Consider the following 19,293-nt stretch of genomic DNA (forward strand, 5'->3'; position numbering starts at 1 on the left):
GCTTGAGTACAATCGTCAGCTTTTTCCGGGCCTCCCGTCCCGCCGCTGGAACTCCCAATGCTGACCGGTAGCTACTCCTTTTCGCTGGTGTTGATTTCGCTGTGCGTGGCGATCCTGGCGTCCTATACCGCCCTTGACCTGACCGGCCGCATCGCCATGGCCAAAGGCCGGGCTGCCTGGCTGTGGATGGTGGGGGGCGCGCTGGCCATGGGCATCGGCGTGTGGTCGATGCACTTCATCGGCATGCTCGCTTTCAGCCTGCCCATAGACCTGGGTTACGACCTCGCCCTGACCGCGTTCTCGCTGCTGATTGCCGTGTTGTCCTCGGGCTTTGCCTTGTGGCTGGTCAGCCAACCGAGCCTGCCGGGACTGCAGTTGGGGTTTGGTGCGCTGATCATGGGCGCAGGCATCGCCTGCATGCACTACACCGGTATGGCCGCGCTGCGCATGCTGCCGGGCATCGACTATGACCCGACGCTGTTCGGTGCTTCGCTGCTGATTGCCGTGGGCGCCTCGGCAGCGGCCTTGTGGATCGCCTTCCGCCTGCGCGCGCACACCCCCTATGTGCGGCAGATTCGCGGCCTGGCGGCAGTGGTGATGGGCTTTGCGATCGTCGGCATGCACTACACCGGCATGGCGGCGGCGAACTTCCCCGAGGGCAGTTTCTGCGGTGCACTGGCGGGCGGCGGTTTGCAAGGCGATGGTCTGGTCTACCTGGTGTTGATCACCACCCTGGCCGTACTGGCAGTGGCCTTGCTCACCTCGGTGCTGGACGCCCGCCTCGAGGCGCGCACCGCCGAGCTGGCCCGCTCGCTGACCCTGGCTAACCAGGAACTGACCCAACTGGCCTTGCACGACACGCTCACCGACTTGCCTAACCGCACCCTGCTGGCCGACCGCATCGAGCAGGCCATCGCCAAGGTGGCGGAGCAGGGCGGCTGTTTTGCCTTGATGTTCATCGACCTGGATGGCTTCAAACCGGTCAATGATGCTTTTGGCCATCACATCGGTGACCTGCTGCTCAAGGCCGTGGCGGCGCGCCTGCGCGGTCACCTGCACAGCCAGGACACGCTGGCGCGTATCGGCGGCGACGAATTCGTGCTGCTGGTGGAACTGCGTGAGCCGAACGATGCCATGGATGTGGCAGTCAAGCAGGTCAACCTGGTGTCACGGCCGTTCCGCGTGGCCGAGCATGACCTGCAACTGACGGCGAGCCTGGGCATCGTCCTGTACCCGGGCAATGGCCAGGACCAGCACGAGCTGCTGCGCAATGCCGACGCCGCCATGTACCACGCCAAGAGCGCCGGCAAGAATGGCTACAGCTTCTTCGACGTGTCGATGAACAGCAACGCCCGCCAGCAATTGCAGCTATTGCAGGACCTGCGCCAGGCCCTCGAGCAGCGTCAGTTCCGCCTGCACTACCAGCCCAAGTTCGACGCCCAGGCCTGCCAGCCGATCGGGGCCGAGGCCTTGTTGCGCTGGGAGCACCCGCAGCAGGGCCTGTTGCTGCCTGACCGCTTCATTGGCCTGGCGGAAAAGACCGGCCTGATCATTCCCATTGGCGAGTGGGTGCTCATCGAGGCCTGCCGGCAGATGCGCGAGTGGCTGGACCAGGGGTACCAGGGCTGGCGCATGGCGGTGAACCTGTCGGCCATCCAGTTCTGCCATGCCGGGCTGGTCGAGAGCGTGGCCCGGGCCCTGCAGCAGAGCAACCTGCCGGCCAACTGCCTGACCCTGGAAATTACCGAAACCACTGCCATGCACGACGCCGATGCCAGCCTCACGGTGCTGCAGCAGTTGTCCGACATGGGCGTGGACTTGTCCATCGATGACTTTGGTACTGGCTATTCCAGCCTGATGTACCTCAAGCGCCTGCCAGCCAACGAGCTGAAGATTGACCGCGGCTTCGTGCGTGAGCTGGAGCAGGACAGTGACGATGCGGCGATCGTCTCAGCCATCGTCGCGCTAGGCCAGGCGCTGGGCCTGCGCATCGTTGCCGAAGGGGTGGAGACCGACAAGCAGCAGGACTTCCTGACCCGCCTGGGCTGCGATTCGTTGCAAGGCTACCTGCTGGGCCAGCCGGTGCCAGCCGAGCAGTTCATGGGCAAGTTGCAGGCCATGCGCCAGGAGAGTACGGCAGTGGGCTAGACTGCGTCACGCAGGGTGAAGGCGGGCATGAAGGCATCCATCTCCGCCTCGACGGCCTCGATGATGCGCTCTACATCGGCGGCGGCCATGATCGCCGAGCAGGGGATGCCGGCAATCGCCAGCAGGGTTTCACCGGTGGCGCGGTCAAACAGCCGTGCAACCATGCTGCGTGGCGCATCCATGCTGGCTTCGAAGCCCAGCGGGTGGAAATGCCAGCGCATCACCTGGCAGGCGTTGGGGAACGTCATCTTGTTCATGCCAGCCTCCTTGTCCTACCTGGACGTGGTGAGTGGGTGGCCACATCGATGCGGCCGCCGGGAAACTAACCATAGCACCTGCCACGCGCGATTCTCGGCGGCAAACAAGACAAATGTGTTAATGCATGACAGCGGTCACATCCTTGTCACGGAAGCTGTCCGGCGGGGGCTGCCAGGCAAACGTTTTCCTTGCACGATTGCAGCGGCTACCGGGGAGGTAGCTAGATTTTCTGGTGAGGCTGTCGTTCAGTATTTTCCGACGAGCGGCGCGGCGGTCATTGGGTATTTCCCTTAATCAACGCCTGCGAATATGAGTGCGTTGTTCTCCCAATTGGTTCGGTGATTGAGTGTCAGCTCTCGGTGCTCGCGGAGTTGGAGGTTCAAGTGTCAGGTGCAGGGTGTTGACCCTCATGGAGAGCTCTGTTGGCACCGCAGCAGCAGCGGTTATTACTTCGCGGCCTGCTTCAAAAATCGGGGTTAGCTGCCTGCCCGCATCACGCAAAGTGTCCGCGACAACTTCATCAACCATTCGAATTAGCGCTTCGGTAGCGCGATTGAAATGACGTGAAGCCGTCACCGTCGTTCGAGCAACGGCACGAAGCAGGTAACGGAATATCGGAAATTGACCGCTTGGATCATGCCTGTTGATGGGGTCTCTCAGGCAGTAGCTGTAAGGATTCGCTCCCCCTTTGTCAAAAGGAGACAGCATGTCAGGAGATGTAAAGCGGAAAACTTCGGGTTTATAAACCCGTCGTCCATTGCCCAATGGATATCCGCCAGACGTCTCATCGAAGTGTTGACCGACGAACGCTGCCATGAGCAGGGCAGTCCCTATGCGGCCTCCTCCAAAGGGAGGGTATTGATAGGCTGACGGTGCTGCGGAGCTCCCTATGACCGATTCTGCCGAATCCAAATGAAAGAGCTGTACCTTCCTGTTGCTTGATTGCTGCCCGATCGCGACTGCCTGAGCCATTACTAGTCGTTCAGCCCTCGACCCAATCAAACTACACAGACGGTTTGATTGATAGAAATGTCTGGTAGGGCTTGGTGGTTTCTCAAGAGCCGTCATGTTATCGACCTGTGGAGGTTGGTGGGCTTTTGATTTTTTTATTGGTTAACCTGGCGTCTACTGGCAAAACTGGCAGGTCATCAACCTGATAGCCCAGCTGCGATGTTGATGGTGAATCCTAGAATCGCGGTATTGAAAACAAACCCCACCAGCGAATGCGCCAGCACTACCCGTCGCAGCCCCCGCCCGGCAACGCCCACGTCGGAGGTTTGTACCGCCACGCTGATGGTGAACGAGAAGTAGTGGAAATCCCAGTAATCGGGGTTGCGTTCGCCATCGGCGAAGCGCATTGGCGGTTCGTGGTTTTGTCCGGTATAGAACAGCCGCGCGTAGTGCAGGCTGAAAATACAGCCTATCAACAGCCAGGAGCCGGCCACGGTCAGGCCGGTGTAGAGGTAGTGCAGGGCCAGCGCCGTGCCTTGCAGGCCACGGCTGGACACCAGTTGCAGGGTGACGGCGGCGAGGCTGGCGATGGCGGCGATGCACACGGTGAGCAGGACCAGGCCGGCGTTTTCGTCTTCGACGCGGGCGACCTTGCGCACCTTTTCCGGGCTGGCGCTGTAGCTCAGGTAAAGCACTAGCGCCAGGTACAGCCACACGCCCAGGTTCCAGCCGGCGAGGATGTGCTGCACGCTGTCGCTGGCGGGGATCAGCCAGCCGCCGAGCAGGCCGACCACGGTGGCGATGCTCAGGCGCGGGTGGGTGTGGGTCAGGCGGTGAAAAGCCATGGGGCCTCGTTTTCGGGTGTATGGGTACCACTCTAGACGGTCATTACAGAGATGAGGGACATGCGCGGGTCCATTGTGGGAGCGGGCGAGCCCGCGAAGCAGGCACCGCGTTGGATTCTTCGCGGCTAAAGCCGCCCCACAGGGTGTGCGGTGCGCTCACTGATTCTTTGCTGCCGCCCATCGCGCGCTCTTGCAACTCTCAGTACACTGCACGCTCCAACACCAACATTCGTTGAACTCGAGGTTTCTGCATGACGCTCAGTCCTTTGGCAGGCAAGCCGGCTCCGGCCAGCGTGCTGGTCGATATTCCCCGACTGCTCACCGCCTACTACACCGGCCGCCCCGACGCTGCCGTGGCGGCCCAGCGCGTGGCCTTCGGCACCTCGGGGCACCGGGGCACTTCGCTTGAATTGAGTTTCAACGAGTACCACGTCCTGGCCATTACCCAGGCCATCTGCCTGTATCGCCAGGAGAAGGGCATCGATGGCCCGCTGTTCATCGGCGCCGATACCCACGCGCTGTCGGCACCGGCCACCGCCAGCGCCCTGGAAGTACTGGCGGCCAATGGCGTGCAGGTGATGCTGTCCAAGGATGACGAATACACGCCGACGCCGGCCGTATCCCACGCCATCCTCTGCCATAACCGTGGCCGCCAGCAGGGCCTGGCCGACGGCATCGTCATCACCCCGTCGCACAACCCGCCGCAGAGTGGTGGCTTCAAGTACAACCCGCCCAATGGCGGCCCGGCCGACAGCGACGTGACCAAGTGGATCGAGGCCAAGGCCAACGAACTGCTGGCCGCTGACCTGGCGGGCGTCAAGCGCATGGACCATGCCCAGGCGCTGCGGGCATCCACCACCCAGCGCCACGACTACGTGAGCAACTACGTGGCCGACCTGGAAAACGTCATCGACTTCGACGTCATCCGCGGCGCCAAGCTGCGCCTGGGTGTCGACCCGCTGGGCGGGGCAGGGGTGCGCTACTGGTCGGCGATCGCCGAGCATTACCAGCTGGACCTGGAAGTGGTGAACACCGAGGTTGACCCGACCTTCCGCTTCATGACCGTCGACTGGGACGGCCAGATCCGCATGGACCCGTCCTCGCCATACGCCATGCAGGGCCTGATCGGCTTGCGCGAACGCTTCGACGTGGCCTTCGCCTGCGACCCGGACCACGACCGCCATGGCATCGTCACCCCGGATGGCCTGCTGCAGCCGAACAACTACCTGGCCGTGGCCATCGACTACCTGTATCGCCACCGCCCGCAATGGCGCAGCGATGCCGCCGTCGGCAAGACGGTGGTGTCCAGCGGCCTGATCGACCGCGTCACTCAGCGCTTGGGCCGCGAGCTCTACGAAGTGCCGGTGGGCTTCAAGTTCTTCGCCCAGGGCCTGTTCGACGGCTCGCTGGGCTTTGGTGGCGAGGAAAGTGCGGGGGCTTCGTTCCTGCGCCGAGATGGCTCGGTCTGGGCTACCGACAAGGACGGGCTGATCCCGGCCTTGCTGGCCGCCGAAATGACCGCCCGCACCGGGCGCAACCCGAGCCAGGCCTACGCCGACCTGACCGAGGCGCTGGGCAAGCCGTTCGCCACCCGTGTCGAAGCCAAGGCCGATGCCCGGCAGAAGGCTTTGCTGAGCAAGCTGGCGCCGGAGCAGGTGAAGTCGACCGAGCTGGCGGGTGAGCCGATCGTGCAGATCCTCAGCCATGCGCCGGGCAACGGCCAGGCGATTGGCGGGCTGAAGGTGATGACCGCCAATGGCTGGTTCGCCGCGCGCCCGTCGGGCACCGAGGACATCTACAAGATCTACGCCGAAAGCTTCATCGACGAGGCGCACCTGCAGCGCCTGGTGCAGGAAGCACAGGTGCTGGTGGATGCGGCGATTGCCTGACAGGTAACAAGCCGCTTGGTTCTGCGGCATGGTGTAAATTGGAAATAGTCCTATTTACACCGCCGCAGGGCTTTCCCCATGATCGACGCCGCAACTGTATTGGCCTCAAGGGCTGTGCTATCCCTGTGGGAGCTGGCTTGCCGGCGATGAGGCCTGACAGGTTACACAAGACTGTTGCTCCCCCAGGAATCGCGTCTGCCCCAAAGGCCTCAGCCTACAATCGCCCGCCCAAGCTTCTGCGCCTGGCCCAGCAGCACCCGCATCAAATGCATCGCTGCATGTGACGGCGGCTCGAACCGTGAATAGACAAAGCTGATATCGAAGTGAATCTCGTCGGCCAGTGGTACCACCGCGAGCCCGCTGTCCTGCGCGACGAACTCGTCGATCACGCTGATGCCCATGCCTTGCTTGACCAAGGCAACTGCCTCGTTGGCATTGGTAAACGACAACAGTGATTTCAGCTGCACCCCGCAGCGCCCGATATGCTCGGCCAGCAGTTTGCCAAACGGCATGTCGGGCCGGAACAGCAGCAAGGCATGGCCCTCCAGCTGTTGCAAGGTCAGTTCGGGTTGCCCGGCCAGAGGGTGGCCGGGTGGCATCACCACCACCATGCGCCCACGCATGAACGCCTGCGAATGCAGGTGGTCATGCACCACCGGCAGGGCGGCAATAGACAGGTCGACCTTCTTCGACAGGATCTGGTTGGGCATTTCGCCCATTAGCGAGGTCTGCCATTCGATGTTCAGCGACGGTGACTCACGCTTGAGCTGGGCCAGGGCGATCGGGATGACTACCGTGGACAACGACGCGCTGCACGAGATGCGCAGCTTGCGCTGGCCGCCGGCGGCCAGTGCCACGGCGCACTCGTTGACCTCCAGCGCTGCCTGGTACACTCGCTCGACTTCGCGGAACAGCACCTGCGCTTCTGCCGTCGGCACCAGGCGGTTGTTGATGCGCTCGAACAGCGGGTAGGCCAGGCGCCCTTCGATGTACTGGATCAGCTTGCTCACCGCCGGCTGCGACACATACAGCAGCTTGGCCGCCGCGCTGATCGAACCGGTCAGCATCACTGCCCGGAACACTTCCATGTGCCGCAGTTTGAACACCATCGGGCTGGCGTCCGTGCCTTCGTTGCCAGGCAACATGTGTATTACCTTAGGTTATGGTCTGCGCCATCTGGGTATGAGCGCCACCTTTGCACTACGCAGTACTCTGAGCCCAGCCTGATCGCCCTTGTGGCTTACGATAACAACATCTGCCGGGGAGTGCTGCGTGAGCATCTTTGATGAAGCGAAGATTGATTGCCATAACCATCTGTTTGACCCTGCGCGTTTCCCTTACCACCCCGATGCTCCCTATGCACCTTCCGGTCAGGAGGTTGCCACCCAGGAACAGTTCAGCCGTGTGATGGACGCCTACGGTGTACAGCACGCCTTGCTGGTGGGGGCCAACAGCGGCTACCACACTGACAATCGCTGCCTGCTGCATGCGCTGGCCAGCGGGCAGGGGCGGTTCAAGGGCATAGCAGTGGTCGAGCCGGATATCGGCCTCGACGCGCTGGCCGCACTGCAGGCGCAAGGGGTAGTCGGTATCGCCTTCAACCCCGCGCTGTACGGGGTCGCCAGCCTCAAGGGCGTTGAAGGGCTGTTCGGCAAGCTCGCCGAACTCGATCTGTTCGCGCAGGTCCAGGTGTGCAAAGACCAGTTGCCGGACCTGCGTGGCCTGCTGCAGGGCTCACGTGCGCGCCTGCTGATCGACCATTGCGGCCGGCCAGATGTGGCGGCTGGTGTGCAGCAGCATGGTTTCCGCGCCCTGCTGCGGCTGGCCGATAGTGGCCGGGCCTGGGTGAAGCTGTCGGGTATGCAGAAGTTCGCCGCGGCCGATGCATTGCTGGAGCAAAGCCGTGCCTACGTGCACGCGCTGCTCGAAGCCTTTGGTGCGCAGGGTTGTGTATGGGGTTCGGACTGGCCGTTCATTCGCCAGCGCTCACGAGTGGACTACGGTCCGCTGCTGAAATTGGCGGAACGCTTGATGCCGGACGCCCGGCTGCGTCGCAGTGTGATGTGGGACACCCCACGACGGCTGTTCGGCTTTACCACGGGCGGCGTGAGCTGAAGTTGTTTTGCATTTATCGCCAGGTCTTGCGCTGACTCTTTCAGGAGCGGCCTTGTGTCGCGATGGGCTGCGCTGCCCATCGCGACACAAGGCCGCTTCTGCAATTGACCGCATAAAAAGCCGATCAGACCGAATCAGGCACCACCGCGATCACGTCGATCTCCATCAGCCATTCGGCCTGGGCCAACCCGGCCACCACCAGCCCGGTGGAAATCGGGAACACCCCCTTGAGCCACTTGCCCACCTCCTTGTACACCGGCTCGCGGAAGCGCGGGTCGGTGATGTAGGTGGTGGTCTTGACGATGTGCGACAGGTCCGAGCCGGCTTCTTCGAGTAGTTGCTTGACGTTCTTCATCGCCTGCTCGGCCTGCGCCCGTGGGTCACCCAGGCCCACCAGGTTGCCTTCGAAGTCGGTGCCGACCTGGCCGCGCACGTAGATAGTGTTGCCGGCGCGCACCGCCTGGCACAGGTCGTTGTCCAGGGTCTGGTTGGGGTAGGTGGCCTTGGTGTTGAACATGCGGATGCGGGTATGGGTAGGCATCAGTGGGCTCCGAGGGTGCTGACGTTGCTGATCTTGGGCTGTTGCTGCTCATCCGCTGCGCGTTGTTCGCGGTCGCGGTAGGCGGCATAGGTGCGTTGCGTGGCGATGTGGCCGGCGACGTGCTTGGCGTCGTGCCACACGCCCCAGATGAACGACGAGCCGCGGCGCGACAGCCACGGCAGGCCAAGGAAGTACACGCCCGGCTCGCGGGCCACGCCGCGTTGGTGCTGGGGCTTGCCGTTGGCGTCGAAGGTGTCTACTTGCAGCCAGCTGAAGTCGACGCCGTAACCGGTGGCCCAGATGATGCTGGTGACACCGGCCTTGGCCAGGTCCAGCTGCTGCAGCGGGTTGCGCATGCACTCCGGGTCTGCCAGGCGTTTGCGGGCTTCGGGCTCTTCCGGCAGGTCCAGGCCATTGCGTTCGATGTAGGCATCGGCGGCATCGAGCAGGGCCAGGTAGTTGTCGTCGCCGCGGTTGATGTTTTCGACCAGGTTGTCCTGGAAGCGCGCCACGCCGTTGTCGAACGACTGGGTCAGGCCGACCAGGGTCATGCCCTGGTGGGCGAGGGCGCGGAAGTCCACGGTGTGGCCGCCACGGGCGCCACTGACGGCAATGGTCACGTGCTCGCGGCCAGGCTTGGCGATTTCCGCATCCCACTCACCCAGCACGCCCAGCCACCAGCAGAAGTCGCGGTTGCGGTAAGCGCGTGGCGGGCGATCGTGGGCGCCGACCGAGAGGTACACCTGGCGCCCGGCACGCATCAGTTCTTCGGCGATCTGTACGCCGGAGGAACCGGCGCCTACCACCAGCACAGCGCCTTCGGGCAGTTGCTCGGGGTTGTAATAGGCGGCGGAGTGGATCTGGTGCAGGTTGCTGTCTTTCGGCGCGATGGCCGGGATCACCGGCTTCTGGAACGGCCCGGTGGCGGCGACCACGCGGTTGGCGCGAATCACGCCTTCATTGGTTTCGATGGTAAAACCGGGGCGGTCGCTGTTGCGCAGCACTTTCTTCACTTCGATGCCGGTGCGTACGGGCAGATTGTACTTGCGTACGTACTGCTCGAAGTAGTCGGCCACCTGATCCTTGCCGGCGAAGGCATCGGCGTCGAGGTTGAATTCCAGCCCCGGGAAGCGGTCGTGCCAGGCCGGGCCGTTGGCTACCAGCGAGTCCCAGCGGCCAGTGCGCCAGGCCTCGGCGATACGCTTGCGCTCCAGCACCAGGTGCGGCACGCCAAGCTTGCTCAGGTGTTCGCTCATGGCCACGCCGGCCTGGCCGGCGCCGACGACGAGGGTGTCGATTTCGAGGTTGTTCAGTGTCATGTCCGAGCCCTTGTTCAGGCGGTTTTTGTCAGGTCGGTTTGGAGGACCGCCGTTGCCTGGGGCCAGACTAGGGATGCTGTGGAAATGGCGAAAATAGTATTTAGCTGGGGCTTGCCGATAAAACGGCGAAGGCCTTGAATCCTGCCGCCTGCAGCGGTTCCAGGGGCGGTTTTGCCGGCGCTTTTTTCAAGCGCTTCGTGGTCATAGTTTTTTCCTCGGCAAACCCTCGGAAAAAGGTCGTTTCGCCTGCCGGAAGGTTCCACCCAGAATGCCGTACATCGCACAGCACAACAGGAACCATGACATGACTTTTTCCATCATTGGTCGTTGCCAGGAAACCGGCCAGGTCGGTATTGCCATCAGCTCTTCGAGCATCGCCGTGGGCGCCCGCTGCCCGTGGGTACGTGCCGGTGTGGGCGCGGTCGCCACCCAGAACATCACCTTGCCGGCGCTGGGCCCGCAGATTCTCGATGCCCTGGAACAGGGGCAGTTGCCACCTGCCGCAGCGCTGGACCGGGTGCTGAGCGCCAATGGCTGGAGCGAGTACCGCCAGGTCACGGTGATCGACAGCCATGGCCAGGTGGCGCTGTTCACCGGTAAGGAAGCCCTGGGCACGCACCACGCCGTGGTCGGTGAGCAATGCGCGGCGGCAGGCAACCTGTTGGCCTCGACCCAGGTGATCGAGGCAATGGTACAGGCCTTTGAACAAGCCGGCGGGCATCTGGCCGACCGCCTGCTGGCCGCCATGCACGCGGCGATGGCCGCAGGCGGCGAGGCCGGGCCGGTGCACTCGGCGGCGTTGAAGATCGCCGGCGAGCTGACCTGGCCGCTGGTGGACCTGCGCGTGGACTGGGCCGAGACGGACCCGATCGCTGCACTCGATGGCCTGTGGCAGGCGTACCGGCCGCAGATGCAGGATTACGTCACCCGTGCCCTCAACCCGACTGCCGCGCCAAGCTACGGGGTGCCGGGCGATGAATGAATTTGCCAGCCGCGCGCTGCTGGCCCGGCTGATCGGCTTTGCCACGGTCAGCCGGGATTCCAACCTTGAACTGATTGCCTTCATCCGCGACTACCTGGCCGGGTTGGGCGTGCAGAGCGAGTTGTTCCATAACCCGGAGGGTACCAAGGCCAACCTGTTCGCCACCATCGGCCCCAGGGACGTTGGCGGCGTGGTGCTGTCCGGGCATACCGATGTGGTGCCGGTGGACGGCCAGGCCTGGACGGTCGAGCCGTTTGCCCTGAGTGAACGCGACGGGCGCCTGTATGGCCGTGGCACGGCTGACATGAAGGGCTTCATCGCTTCGGTACTGGCGGCTGTGCCCGCGTTCCTTGCCCAACCGTTGCGCCTGCCGGTGCACCTGGCGTTCTCCTATGACGAAGAAGTCGGCTGCCTGGGTGTGCGCTCGATGCTGGCCGCGCTCGAGCAGCGTCCGCACAAGCCGCGGCTGTGCCTGATTGGCGAGCCCACCGAGCTCAAGCCGGTGCTGGGGCACAAAGGCAAGCTGGCGATGCGCTGCCAGGTGCAGGGTGCGGCGTGCCACTCGGCGTATGCGCCCTATGGGGTGAATGCCATCGAGTATGCGGCGAAGCTGATCGGCAAGCTGGGTGAGATCGGCGATGCCCTGGCATTGCCGGCGCATCACGACGAACGCTTCGACCCACCGTTCTCCACTGTGCAGACCGGTGTGATCAAAGGGGGCAGGGCACTGAACATCGTGCCGGCGGAATGCGAGTTCGATTTCGAAGTGCGGGCCTTGCCGGGGTTCGAGGCGCAGGCAGTGGCCGACCAGCTGCAGACCTATGCCGAGGCTGAATTGCTGCCGCGTATGCGCAGGGTCAATGCGACCAGCGCCATTCGCCTGCAGCCGTTGAGTGCGTATCCGGGGCTGGCCACGCCGGCGGATAGTGAGGCGGCTCGCCTGGTGGCGTTGCTCAGTGGCTCGGATCAGTTCGGTACGGTGGCGTTTGGTACTGAAGGCGGGCTGTTCGACCAGGCAGGGATCCCGACTGTTGTGTGTGGGCCAGGGAGCATGGACCAGGGGCACAAGCCGGATGAGTTCGTCAGTGTCGAGCAGTTGCGGGGGTGTGATGCCATGTTGCTGAGGCTGGTGGACTACCTCAGGCAGGGTTGATTGCGCTGGCCTCTTCGCGGGTAAACCCGCTCCCACAGGATCTCGTCAGTCTCAAGGCCTGTGCAGTACCTGTGGGAGCGGGTTCACCCGCGAATGGGCCGCAGCGCGGCCCCGGGTATTCAGAAGGTAGCCTTGACCTGCAGGCCAACCACCAGCGCGTTGTCGATGTCCTTCCCGGAGAACGCGCCCGGTTCGATGATGTACTGCACATCCGGGCGCAGGTTCAGCCACGGCGTGGCCTGGTAGCCATAGCTCAGCTCGACCAACTGCTCGGCGCTGTCGATGTCGGGGAACGGCTGCCCGGCATTGAGCGCGGCATCTTCCAGCACGTCGCGGCTACGCGGGTTGGGCACGGCACGGCCATAGCCCAGCGCCACGGTATCCTTCGGGCGGCTTGCGAACGGCTTGTACAGCACCACGCCGGCGCCATACCACTTGGTGAACGGTGAGGCAGCCTTGCTCGACGCCGAGTACTGGCCGAAGGCATGCAGGCTGCGGCCCGGCGAGCCTTGGTCGTTCCACACGGCCTGGTCGACCAGCAGGTAGTGGCCGCCACGGCCGGACACTTCCTCGTCGCTGCCGATGCGCTTCACGTCGGAGCTGTCGTAGTAATAGCCCAGTTTGTACTCGCCAGGCAGCTCGCCCTGCAGCTTGTAAACCAGCTCTACCGGTACCACGGTGCCGGTGGTGTGCTTGGGGCCCAGGTGCCAGGCGCGGCTGGAGTTGCCGTTGCTTTCCGGGTCGACGTTGAACGCTGCCACACGCAGCTGCCAGGACGGCGACAGGTCGTACTTCACCCGCACGCCCAGGTGGGCATTGGGGTAGTTGGTCCAGCCACTGCCGCCAGACATGTTCAGCGGGTGGCCGCAGAAGCCGGCGTTCATGAAGTTGCACAGGATGCCGCTGTCCAGGCCACCGAGGTCGTTGCCCATGGCCATGTAGCCGAGCTTGACGTTGAGCGCCGGGGTGAACAGGGTACGCTCGTAGCTCAGTTCGGTCAGGCGGGTGTACAGGCCGCCGAAGTTTTCCTGGATCGGCAGGCGGTTGCCCACCAGGTCTTCCGAGGCGCTATTGCCGCGGCGGTCGTTGATGGTCAGCTGGACCTTGCCGCCGTTGTCCAGGCCATACAGTTTCGACAGGTCGAACTGCACGCCCAGTTTCAGGTTTTGCGAGTAGCGCGCCGAACGGTGCAGGCCGCCATGGGCGTTGTAGGCGGTTTCGCCGCTGTAGTCGCCGGTGAACCTGACGCCGTCTTCTTCCAGCTGGTGACGCAGGCCGCCCCAGTCACCGGTCAGGGTGTTGCGGGTCATCAGGTCGCCGTCGGCCAGGGCAGAAGTGCTGGCCAGGGCCAGGAGCAGGGTGGGTGTGATGCGAATTGCGGATGGCATTGCTGAATCTCGGGTTGTCTTCTTGGGCCTCTTCGCGGGTGAACCCGCTCCCACAGGGACTGCACCATCAGTAAGGGCAGTGCTTATCCTGTGGGAGGGTTTACCCGCGAAGAAGGCGACGCGGTCTTACGGCAAGGCGTAAGAAATCACGTAGTCGCCACGGTCAGTCGACTGGCGCGCGCCGCCAGCTGTGATCACCACGTACTGTTTGCCGGTCTTCGGCGAGACGTAGGTCATCGGGCCGCCCTGGCTGCCCACTGGCAGGCGAGCTTTCCAGATTTCGTTGCCGTTGCTGCTGTCGTAGGCGCGCAGGTAGAAGTCCTGGGTGCCGGCGATGAACACCAGGCCGCCCTGGGTCGACAGGGTGCCGCCGAGGGTCGGCAGGCCGATCTTGATCGGCAGGTGCATGCGGATGCCGAGCGGGCCTGTGTCTTCAACGGTGCCTACCGGTACCTGCCACGCCACCTGGCGGGTTTTCATGTCGATGGCGGTCAGGGTGCCGAATGGCGGCGCCTGGCACGGAATGCCAGCCACCGACAGGAAGCGGTTCTTGTTCACCGCATACGGGGTGCCCTTGAGCGGTACTGCGCCCATGCCGGTGTTCAGCGCTTCGCCACCGGAAGCAGCATTGCCCTTGTTCTGCGACGGGATCATCTGGATCCACAGGCCCAGGCGCATGTCGTTGACGAAGATGAAACCATTTACCGGGTCGGTGGAGATGCTGCCCCAGTTCATGCCACCCAGCGACCCCGGGAAGCTCAGCGACAGGTCGGTGCCTGGCGCGGTGTACAGGCCGTCGTAGCGCATCTTCTTGAAGTTGATGCGGCACAGCAGCTGGTCGTACGGGGTCGCGCCCCACATGTCCGACTCGGTCAGGGTCTGCGCGCCGATCTGCGGCATGCCCACCGACTTCGGCTGGGTTGGCGAGTACGGCTCGTCAGGGATGTTGCCTGGCTTGACCGGTACTTCGTCGACCTGGGTCAGTGGCTTGCCGGTGGCACGGTCGAGCACGTAGATCTGCCCGGCCTTGGTGCCGATCACCACCGCAGGGACCGACTGGCCGTCGTCCTTGGTGAAGTCGATCAGGCTCGGCTGCATTGGCAGGTCGAAGTCCCACAGGTCGTTGTGCACGGTCTGGAACACCCACTTCTGGTTGCCGGTGGTGGCGTCCAGGGCCAGTACCGAAGCGCCGTAGGTATGGTCCAGCTTGCTGCGTTCAACACCGTAGATGTCGGTGGACGACGAGCCCATCGGCAGGAACACGGTGTTCATCGCCGGGTCGTAGGACATTGGCGCCCAGCTGTTGGGGGTGCTGCGCACATAGGTGCTGTCGCCCTGCGGCGCCTGGCGATCCTCCGGGTTGCCAGGGTCGAAGGCCCAGCGCATTTCACCCGTGATCACGTCGAAACCACGGATCACGCCGCCTGGCATGTCGGTCTGGACGTTGTCGGCGACGCGGCCGCCGACCACCACCGTGGTACCGGCCATCAGCGGTGCCGAGGACAGCTGGTAGTAGGAGTCCGGTACATTCCCCAGGCCGGCCTTGAGGTCGACCTGGCCGTTGTTGCCGAAGCCCTGGCAGAACTCGCCGGTGTCGGCGTCGACGGCGATCAGGCGGCCGTCGATGGTGTTGGTCAGCAGGCGACGCTGGCAGTTGGCACCGGCCGGTACGCTCGCAACGGTGATCGGCGAACTGTTCGGCTGGGTCGGCTGGGCGATGGCGGCTGTGGCGTCGAAGTAGGCCATGCCACGGCAACGCTGCCAGACCTTGGACTGGGCGTTGATCGCGTTCTTCCACAGCTCCTTGCCGGTGTCGGCATCGAGGGCGATCAGGTTGTTGTGCGGGGTGCAGATGAACACCTTGTTGCCGACCTGCAGCGGGGTCAGCTGGTCCTCGGCACCGTTGCCGTCGCTGAGGGCCACGTCACCGGTGCGGTAGGTCCAGGCCACTTTCAGCTTGTTGACGTTGTCGCGGTTGATCTGGTCCAGCGCGGCGAAGCGGCTGCCACCTTCGGTGTTGCCGTAGTGGGCCCAGTCCTTCTGCGCTTTGTCGGCCTCGACCGGGGTCATGCCCGGGCCTTTGCCGGTGGGGGCGACGCTGGGGTGGGCAACGAACATGTTGCCGGCGGCGATCACCAGCACCACGGCCATCACCCCGGCAACGCCATAGGCACCACGGCCGGTGCTGGCGCCGTTGGCACGGGCCAGCAGCGGGTAGACCAGCGCCACCACCATGCCGATTGCGCCGAACATGAACAGGCGCGAGAACAGCGGCCAGAACACCAGGCCAGCGTCGACCAGCGCCCAGATGGCAGTACCGACCAGGAACGCCGCGTACAGCCAGGCGCCAGCCGGCTTGCGGCGAGCGATAAGGACACCGGCGATGGCCATGGCCAGGCCGCCGGTCAGGAAGTACCAGGAACCGCCCAGGCCGGCCAGCTTGACGCCGCCCGCAGCCAGGAGCAGGCCGAGCAGGGCGATGATCACGCCCAGGCCGACCAGGATGATGTTTGTGGCGCCAGAGGCGCGCGGTGTTTCTTTCATGCCAGGGATCTCAGCAGGTGGAATGCGCGCAGTGTAATCTCTTAGCTTGCTAATTAACAAGTTGGTACATAATTTTGTGGGGCGGATTGTCGCAGGGATGAACTCGTCAAGGTGTGGCTAAAAGTCTAGATCAGGTGCTTAAAATTGCAGTAATCAGGGTGTTCATGCCGGTTGTGTAACCTGCATTCGACTTTAGCCGGACAGGGAATGACCGGGTTCACGCTGGCCACGGAGTGGCGCTGCTGTAGAACACCGCCAGCCAGACGGTGGCTGTGCCGGGAGCGGTCCATTCCACGCGGTGGCGATAGTGCGGCGGGATGTCCAGGCAATCGCCCGGCGCCAGCAGGCGGGTGTGGCTCTCGTGCTCGAAGCGCAGGCCGGCGGCTCCACTGAGCAGCACGATCCATTCACCTTCGGCCTGGTCGTACCAGTAACCAGGCGGGCTGGCCTGGCCGCTGGAAACAATGCGCTCAACGCGCACGCCCGGGCGGCTGAGCAGCTCGTCGACCTGTTCGGCGCAGGTGGGGTCGCAAGGGGGCAGGGTGGTCAGCAGGTTGGTCGGTGTCATGGAAAGCCTCGTCTGGATGGGGGTAGTTCCACTATGGACGCAATTGCCGCGCACCGCGCTTCCTGACCCGACCGGCTGTTTGTAAGAACTTTCCGAGATTTGAAAGACGGGCAGCAAATGGACAAACTCCTGGCGATGAAGATGTTCGTGGCCACCGTCGATGCTCAGGGCTTTTCTGCCGCCGCCCGCCGGCTTGGGCTGGCGACATCGTCGGTGACGCGCCTGGTCGATGCTCTGGAAACGGCGTTGGGCGCCACCTTGCTCAACCGCTCCACCCGCCAGCGTGCTTGCCGGTGGAGTTCGGCAGGCGGGTCATCGCCCCGCACCTGGGGCCGTTTCTGGCGCAGCACCCGGCGCTGGAGCTGGACATCGACCTCAGCGACCGCCTGGATGACCTGCCTGCGCTTTCGCTATGGGCAGAAAGGGCGACCCTGGCGCGGCCAATGACAGCATCAACGCCTTGTACCTGCGGGGCGCAGGGGTCGGCGGTGGCCAGTGCGCTGTTCAGCCAGTTTGGCTGGCAAGGTATGGCGCTGGTGGGGGCGGGGTTACCGGGCGTGGCCTTGCTCATCTTCCTGGCCAACGCGCGCCGGGGTTGAACGGTAGCAAGCGGAGCCAGCAATTTTGCAGTGATGCGAAGATCCTGGGGGCGCTTCGCCCCCCTTTCACGACGCAAGGCCGCTCCCACAAAAAACTGCACACGCCTGTATCAGACGCTATCGCCCAAGCGGCAATGCCACACCAATCAAGGCGAATAGGCTGCCGCAGCAGCGGTTGAAGCCTTTGCCGCCCTTGGCCAGCCATGGCCGGATGCGAAACGCCAGGCGTGCCAGCAGGTATTCGACCAGGAACTCGACGCTGGCAAAGGTTGCCGCCATCACCACGAACTGCAACAGCAACCCACGCTGCGGGTCGATGAACTGCGGCAGGAAAGCACCATAGAACAGCAACACCTTAGGGTTGGCCATGGCCGACAGCAGGCCTTGGCGGAACAGGCCGGCATTGCCCAGCCGCGCGCTTTGCGCGGTCAGTTCCAGGTACAGGCCCGGGCTGCGCCACAGCTGGATACCCAGCCAGATCAGATAGGCACCACCCACCCATTTGAGCACGCTCAGCACCGAGGCCGAGGTCTGCAGCAACGCGCTGAGGCCGAACATGGCCAAGGCGATCAGGGCGCTGAAGCCAAATACCCCGCCGACGATGGTGAACAACGTCCGGCGTGTGCCATACAGCGCACCGTGGGTCAGGGCCAGCAGGCTGTTGGGGCCAGGGGTCAGCGACAGGCCGATGCTGGCCAGCAGGTAGATGAGCCAGGTGTCGAGTGCCATGGTGGGAAATGCCTTGTTGATAAGGAGGACGCCAGTCTATGGCGCCGGTTTCGTTCAGGAAGGGTATGATCTGGACATTTAATAGTTGTTTCTGGACGCAACGCCATGCTGCCCGATATCCGCTTGCTGATCTTGCCGTTACCGGATTTTGCCTTGCTCCCGTTCGGTGCCTTTCTCGACAAGTTGCGTTTCAGCGCCGACGACGAGGACTACAGCCAGCAGCGCTACTGCAGTTGGACCGTGGCAGGGCTAAGCCTCGACCCGGTGCCGTCGAGCAGTGGCGCGGTGGTACAAGTCGAGGCCATGGCTGGCCAGCTTGAGCTGGACAGTTTCGACTACCTGGTGGTGTTCGGTGGGCGCAATGCCATGGCCACTGCCGCGCTGGCGCCTCGCTACAAGGCCTTGCTCAGGAAGGCCGGCAAAGCGGGCGTCAAACTGGTGGGCGTCGACAACGGCGCCTTCCTGTTGGCCGCCTGCGGATTGCTGCAGGGGCACAAGGTGGTGGTGCACTGGCGCCACGAAGCCGAATTTCGTGCGGCTTTCCCTCACCTACAGGTGCTGAGTGAGCAGCTGTATTGCATCGACGGTAGCCGCATCACCTGCGCCGGTGGCACCGCGGCCATCGACCTGGCCGTTGCGCTGTTGTCACGCGCCTGCGGGCGGACCCGGGCGCTCAAGGGCCTGGCCGACATGCTGGTGGACGAAACCCGCGATAGCCGCCATGCCTTGCGCTCGCTGGAGCAGGGGACCGGGCAGGGGCGGCAGGTGCAGCGCGCGCAGGCGTTGATGCGTCATCACCTGGGTACGCCGTTGGCGGTGGAGCAACTGGCGGCGGAGCTGGGCATCAGCCGGCGCCAGCTGGACCGGCAGTTTCACGCCAGCCATGGCATGAGCGCCAAGGCCTGGTGGCTGGAGATGCGCTTGCAACAGGCGCGCTGGCGCTTGCTCAACTCCAGCCACAGCCTGGCGCAGATTGCCGATGAAGTGGGCTTGGGCGATGCCAGTTACCTGGGCAAGTGCGTGCGGCGACGGTTTGGTTGCACGGCCCGTGAACTGCGCTGTCACGTAGAAAGCTGAATTCACCAGCGGTCCACGTACCCTGTGGGAGCGGGTTTACCCGCGAAGAAGCCACCGCGCTGCATGGCACCGGCTGCGCCGGTGTTCGCGGCTGAAGCCGCTCCCACAGGGACCCTGCTAATTCAATGAGTCCTATGAAAGCGGGTTTACTGCGGCGTCCCGAACAACCCGGTCCAGTAAATCCCCG

Annotated in this window: 16 protein-coding genes and 2 pseudogenes; 8 read left to right on the plus strand and 10 right to left on the minus strand. The window is 63.9% G+C overall.

Annotated features, from left to right (window positions below):
- Positions 1 to 57 precede the first annotated feature (57 nt).
- Positions 58 to 2,148 carry an EAL domain-containing protein gene (locus J5M71_RS24000; RefSeq protein WP_207837725.1) on the plus strand — a complete coding sequence of 697 codons (2,091 nt, stop codon included), beginning with the start codon at positions 58 to 60 and terminating at the stop codon, positions 2,146 to 2,148.
- Here J5M71_RS24000 and J5M71_RS24005 read toward each other — a convergent pair.
- From J5M71_RS24005 to J5M71_RS24015, 3 genes are all read right to left on the minus strand, one after another.
- A complete protein-coding gene (locus J5M71_RS24005) occupies positions 2,145 to 2,405 on the minus strand; it encodes a DUF1652 domain-containing protein (RefSeq protein ID WP_207837727.1) in 261 nt (86 codons plus the stop codon). The genes J5M71_RS24000 and J5M71_RS24005 overlap by 4 nt on opposite strands.
- A gap of 295 nt (positions 2,406 to 2,700) precedes the next feature.
- On the minus strand, positions 2,701 to 3,474 hold the full coding sequence (locus J5M71_RS24010; protein ID WP_207837729.1) for an RHS repeat-associated core domain-containing protein: 774 nt from the start codon (positions 3,472 to 3,474) through the stop codon (positions 2,701 to 2,703).
- Positions 3,475 to 3,554: 80 nt separating this feature from the next.
- A complete protein-coding gene (locus tag J5M71_RS24015; RefSeq protein WP_207837732.1) occupies positions 3,555 to 4,202 on the minus strand; it encodes a DUF1345 domain-containing protein in 648 nt (215 codons plus the stop codon).
- A gap of 251 nt (positions 4,203 to 4,453) precedes the next feature.
- On the opposite strand from J5M71_RS24015, the gene pgm reads away from it, so the two are divergent.
- Positions 4,454 to 6,091 carry a phosphoglucomutase (alpha-D-glucose-1,6-bisphosphate-dependent) gene (pgm, locus tag J5M71_RS24020; RefSeq protein ID WP_207837735.1) on the plus strand — a complete coding sequence of 546 codons (1,638 nt, stop codon included), beginning with the start codon at positions 4,454 to 4,456 and terminating at the stop codon, positions 6,089 to 6,091.
- A 209-nt stretch (positions 6,092 to 6,300) separates the two neighbouring features.
- Here pgm and J5M71_RS24025 read toward each other — a convergent pair whose 3' ends face one another.
- Complete coding sequence (locus J5M71_RS24025) at positions 6,301 to 7,236, minus strand: LysR family transcriptional regulator (RefSeq protein WP_207837738.1); 936 nt, start codon at positions 7,234 to 7,236, stop codon at positions 6,301 to 6,303.
- Positions 7,237 to 7,363: 127 nt separating this feature from the next.
- Between J5M71_RS24025 and J5M71_RS24030 the strand changes: the two genes are divergently transcribed.
- Entirely contained in the window at positions 7,364 to 8,206 is an 843-nt protein-coding gene (locus J5M71_RS24030; RefSeq protein ID WP_207837743.1) for an amidohydrolase family protein, read from the plus strand.
- A 124-nt stretch (positions 8,207 to 8,330) separates the two neighbouring features.
- Here the strand turns inward: J5M71_RS24030 and J5M71_RS24035 are convergent, their stop codons facing one another.
- Together J5M71_RS24035 and J5M71_RS24040 are read right to left on the minus strand one after the other, a co-directional pair.
- On the minus strand, positions 8,331 to 8,747 hold the full coding sequence (locus tag J5M71_RS24035; protein WP_015270679.1) for a RidA family protein: 417 nt from the start codon (positions 8,745 to 8,747) through the stop codon (positions 8,331 to 8,333).
- Positions 8,747 to 10,066 carry an NAD(P)/FAD-dependent oxidoreductase gene (locus J5M71_RS24040; RefSeq protein WP_207837744.1) on the minus strand — a complete coding sequence of 440 codons (1,320 nt, stop codon included), beginning with the start codon at positions 10,064 to 10,066 and terminating at the stop codon, positions 8,747 to 8,749. Before J5M71_RS24040 ends, J5M71_RS24035 begins: the two co-directional genes overlap by 1 nt.
- A gap of 304 nt (positions 10,067 to 10,370) precedes the next feature.
- Between J5M71_RS24040 and J5M71_RS24045 the strand changes: the two genes are divergently transcribed.
- Complete coding sequence (locus J5M71_RS24045) at positions 10,371 to 11,048, plus strand: DUF1028 domain-containing protein (protein WP_207837746.1); 678 nt, start codon at positions 10,371 to 10,373, stop codon at positions 11,046 to 11,048.
- Entirely contained in the window at positions 11,041 to 12,201 is a 1,161-nt protein-coding gene (argE, locus tag J5M71_RS24050; protein ID WP_207837748.1) for an acetylornithine deacetylase, read from the plus strand. Before J5M71_RS24045 ends, argE begins: the two co-directional genes overlap by 8 nt.
- 119 nt (positions 12,202 to 12,320) lie before the next feature.
- On the opposite strand, the gene J5M71_RS24055 is transcribed toward argE, so the two are convergent.
- From J5M71_RS24055 to J5M71_RS24065, 3 genes are all read right to left on the minus strand, one after another.
- A complete protein-coding gene (locus tag J5M71_RS24055) occupies positions 12,321 to 13,589 on the minus strand; it encodes a carbohydrate porin (RefSeq protein ID WP_207837749.1) in 1,269 nt (422 codons plus the stop codon).
- Positions 13,590 to 13,715: 126 nt separating this feature from the next.
- Positions 13,716 to 16,133 carry a glucose/quinate/shikimate family membrane-bound PQQ-dependent dehydrogenase gene (locus tag J5M71_RS24060; RefSeq protein WP_207837751.1) on the minus strand — a complete coding sequence of 806 codons (2,418 nt, stop codon included), beginning with the start codon at positions 16,131 to 16,133 and terminating at the stop codon, positions 13,716 to 13,718.
- Between the two features lie 217 nt (positions 16,134 to 16,350).
- Positions 16,351 to 16,701 (minus strand): cupin, encoded by a 351-nt coding sequence (locus tag J5M71_RS24065; RefSeq protein ID WP_207837753.1) that lies wholly within the window; start codon positions 16,699 to 16,701, stop codon positions 16,351 to 16,353.
- 117 nt (positions 16,702 to 16,818) lie between these two features.
- Between J5M71_RS24065 and J5M71_RS24070 the strand changes: the two are divergent.
- Both J5M71_RS24070 and J5M71_RS24075 read left to right on the plus strand, forming a co-directional pair.
- A pseudogene (locus J5M71_RS24070) lies at positions 16,819 to 17,099 on the plus strand (LysR family transcriptional regulator); the annotation flags it as partial.
- A 72-nt stretch (positions 17,100 to 17,171) separates the two neighbouring features.
- Positions 17,172 to 17,300 (plus strand): annotated as a pseudogene (locus J5M71_RS24075) (MFS transporter); the annotation flags it as partial.
- A 117-nt stretch (positions 17,301 to 17,417) separates the two neighbouring features.
- Here J5M71_RS24075 and J5M71_RS24080 read toward each other — a convergent pair.
- On the minus strand, positions 17,418 to 18,029 hold the full coding sequence (locus J5M71_RS24080; protein ID WP_207837755.1) for a LysE family transporter: 612 nt from the start codon (positions 18,027 to 18,029) through the stop codon (positions 17,418 to 17,420).
- 105 nt (positions 18,030 to 18,134) lie between these two features.
- Here J5M71_RS24080 and J5M71_RS24085 point away from each other — a divergent pair, with 105 nt between their 5' ends.
- Complete coding sequence (locus J5M71_RS24085) at positions 18,135 to 19,106, plus strand: helix-turn-helix domain-containing protein (RefSeq protein WP_207837757.1); 972 nt, start codon at positions 18,135 to 18,137, stop codon at positions 19,104 to 19,106.
- Positions 19,107 to 19,293 lie beyond the last annotated feature (187 nt).

The sequence above is a fragment of the Pseudomonas sp. 43(2021) genome (assembly GCF_017490805.1).
GTDB lineage: Bacteria > Pseudomonadota > Gammaproteobacteria > Pseudomonadales > Pseudomonadaceae > Aquipseudomonas.

Coding starts and splice junctions, on each gene's coding strand:
- J5M71_RS24000 (WP_207837725.1), top strand. CDS start 58: ATGCTGACCGGTAGCTACTCCTTTTCGCTGGTGTTGATTTCGCTGTGC.
- J5M71_RS24005 (WP_207837727.1), bottom strand. CDS start 2,405: ATGAACAAGATGACGTTCCCCAACGCCTGCCAGGTGATGCGCTGGCAT.
- J5M71_RS24010 (WP_207837729.1), bottom strand. CDS start 3,474: ATGACGGCTCTTGAGAAACCACCAAGCCCTACCAGACATTTCTATCAA.
- J5M71_RS24015 (WP_207837732.1), bottom strand. CDS start 4,202: ATGGCTTTTCACCGCCTGACCCACACCCACCCGCGCCTGAGCATCGCC.
- pgm (WP_207837735.1), top strand. CDS start 4,454: ATGACGCTCAGTCCTTTGGCAGGCAAGCCGGCTCCGGCCAGCGTGCTG.
- J5M71_RS24025 (WP_207837738.1), bottom strand. CDS start 7,236: ATGTTGCCTGGCAACGAAGGCACGGACGCCAGCCCGATGGTGTTCAAA.
- J5M71_RS24035 (WP_015270679.1), bottom strand. CDS start 8,747: ATGCCTACCCATACCCGCATCCGCATGTTCAACACCAAGGCCACCTAC.
- J5M71_RS24040 (WP_207837744.1), bottom strand. CDS start 10,066: ATGACACTGAACAACCTCGAAATCGACACCCTCGTCGTCGGCGCCGGC.
- J5M71_RS24045 (WP_207837746.1), top strand. CDS start 10,371: ATGACTTTTTCCATCATTGGTCGTTGCCAGGAAACCGGCCAGGTCGGT.
- argE (WP_207837748.1), top strand. CDS start 11,041: ATGAATGAATTTGCCAGCCGCGCGCTGCTGGCCCGGCTGATCGGCTTT.
- J5M71_RS24055 (WP_207837749.1), bottom strand. CDS start 13,589: ATGCCATCCGCAATTCGCATCACACCCACCCTGCTCCTGGCCCTGGCC.
- J5M71_RS24060 (WP_207837751.1), bottom strand. CDS start 16,133: ATGAAAGAAACACCGCGCGCCTCTGGCGCCACAAACATCATCCTGGTC.
- J5M71_RS24065 (WP_207837753.1), bottom strand. CDS start 16,701: ATGACACCGACCAACCTGCTGACCACCCTGCCCCCTTGCGACCCCACC.
- J5M71_RS24080 (WP_207837755.1), bottom strand. CDS start 18,029: ATGGCACTCGACACCTGGCTCATCTACCTGCTGGCCAGCATCGGCCTG.
- J5M71_RS24085 (WP_207837757.1), top strand. CDS start 18,135: ATGCTGCCCGATATCCGCTTGCTGATCTTGCCGTTACCGGATTTTGCC.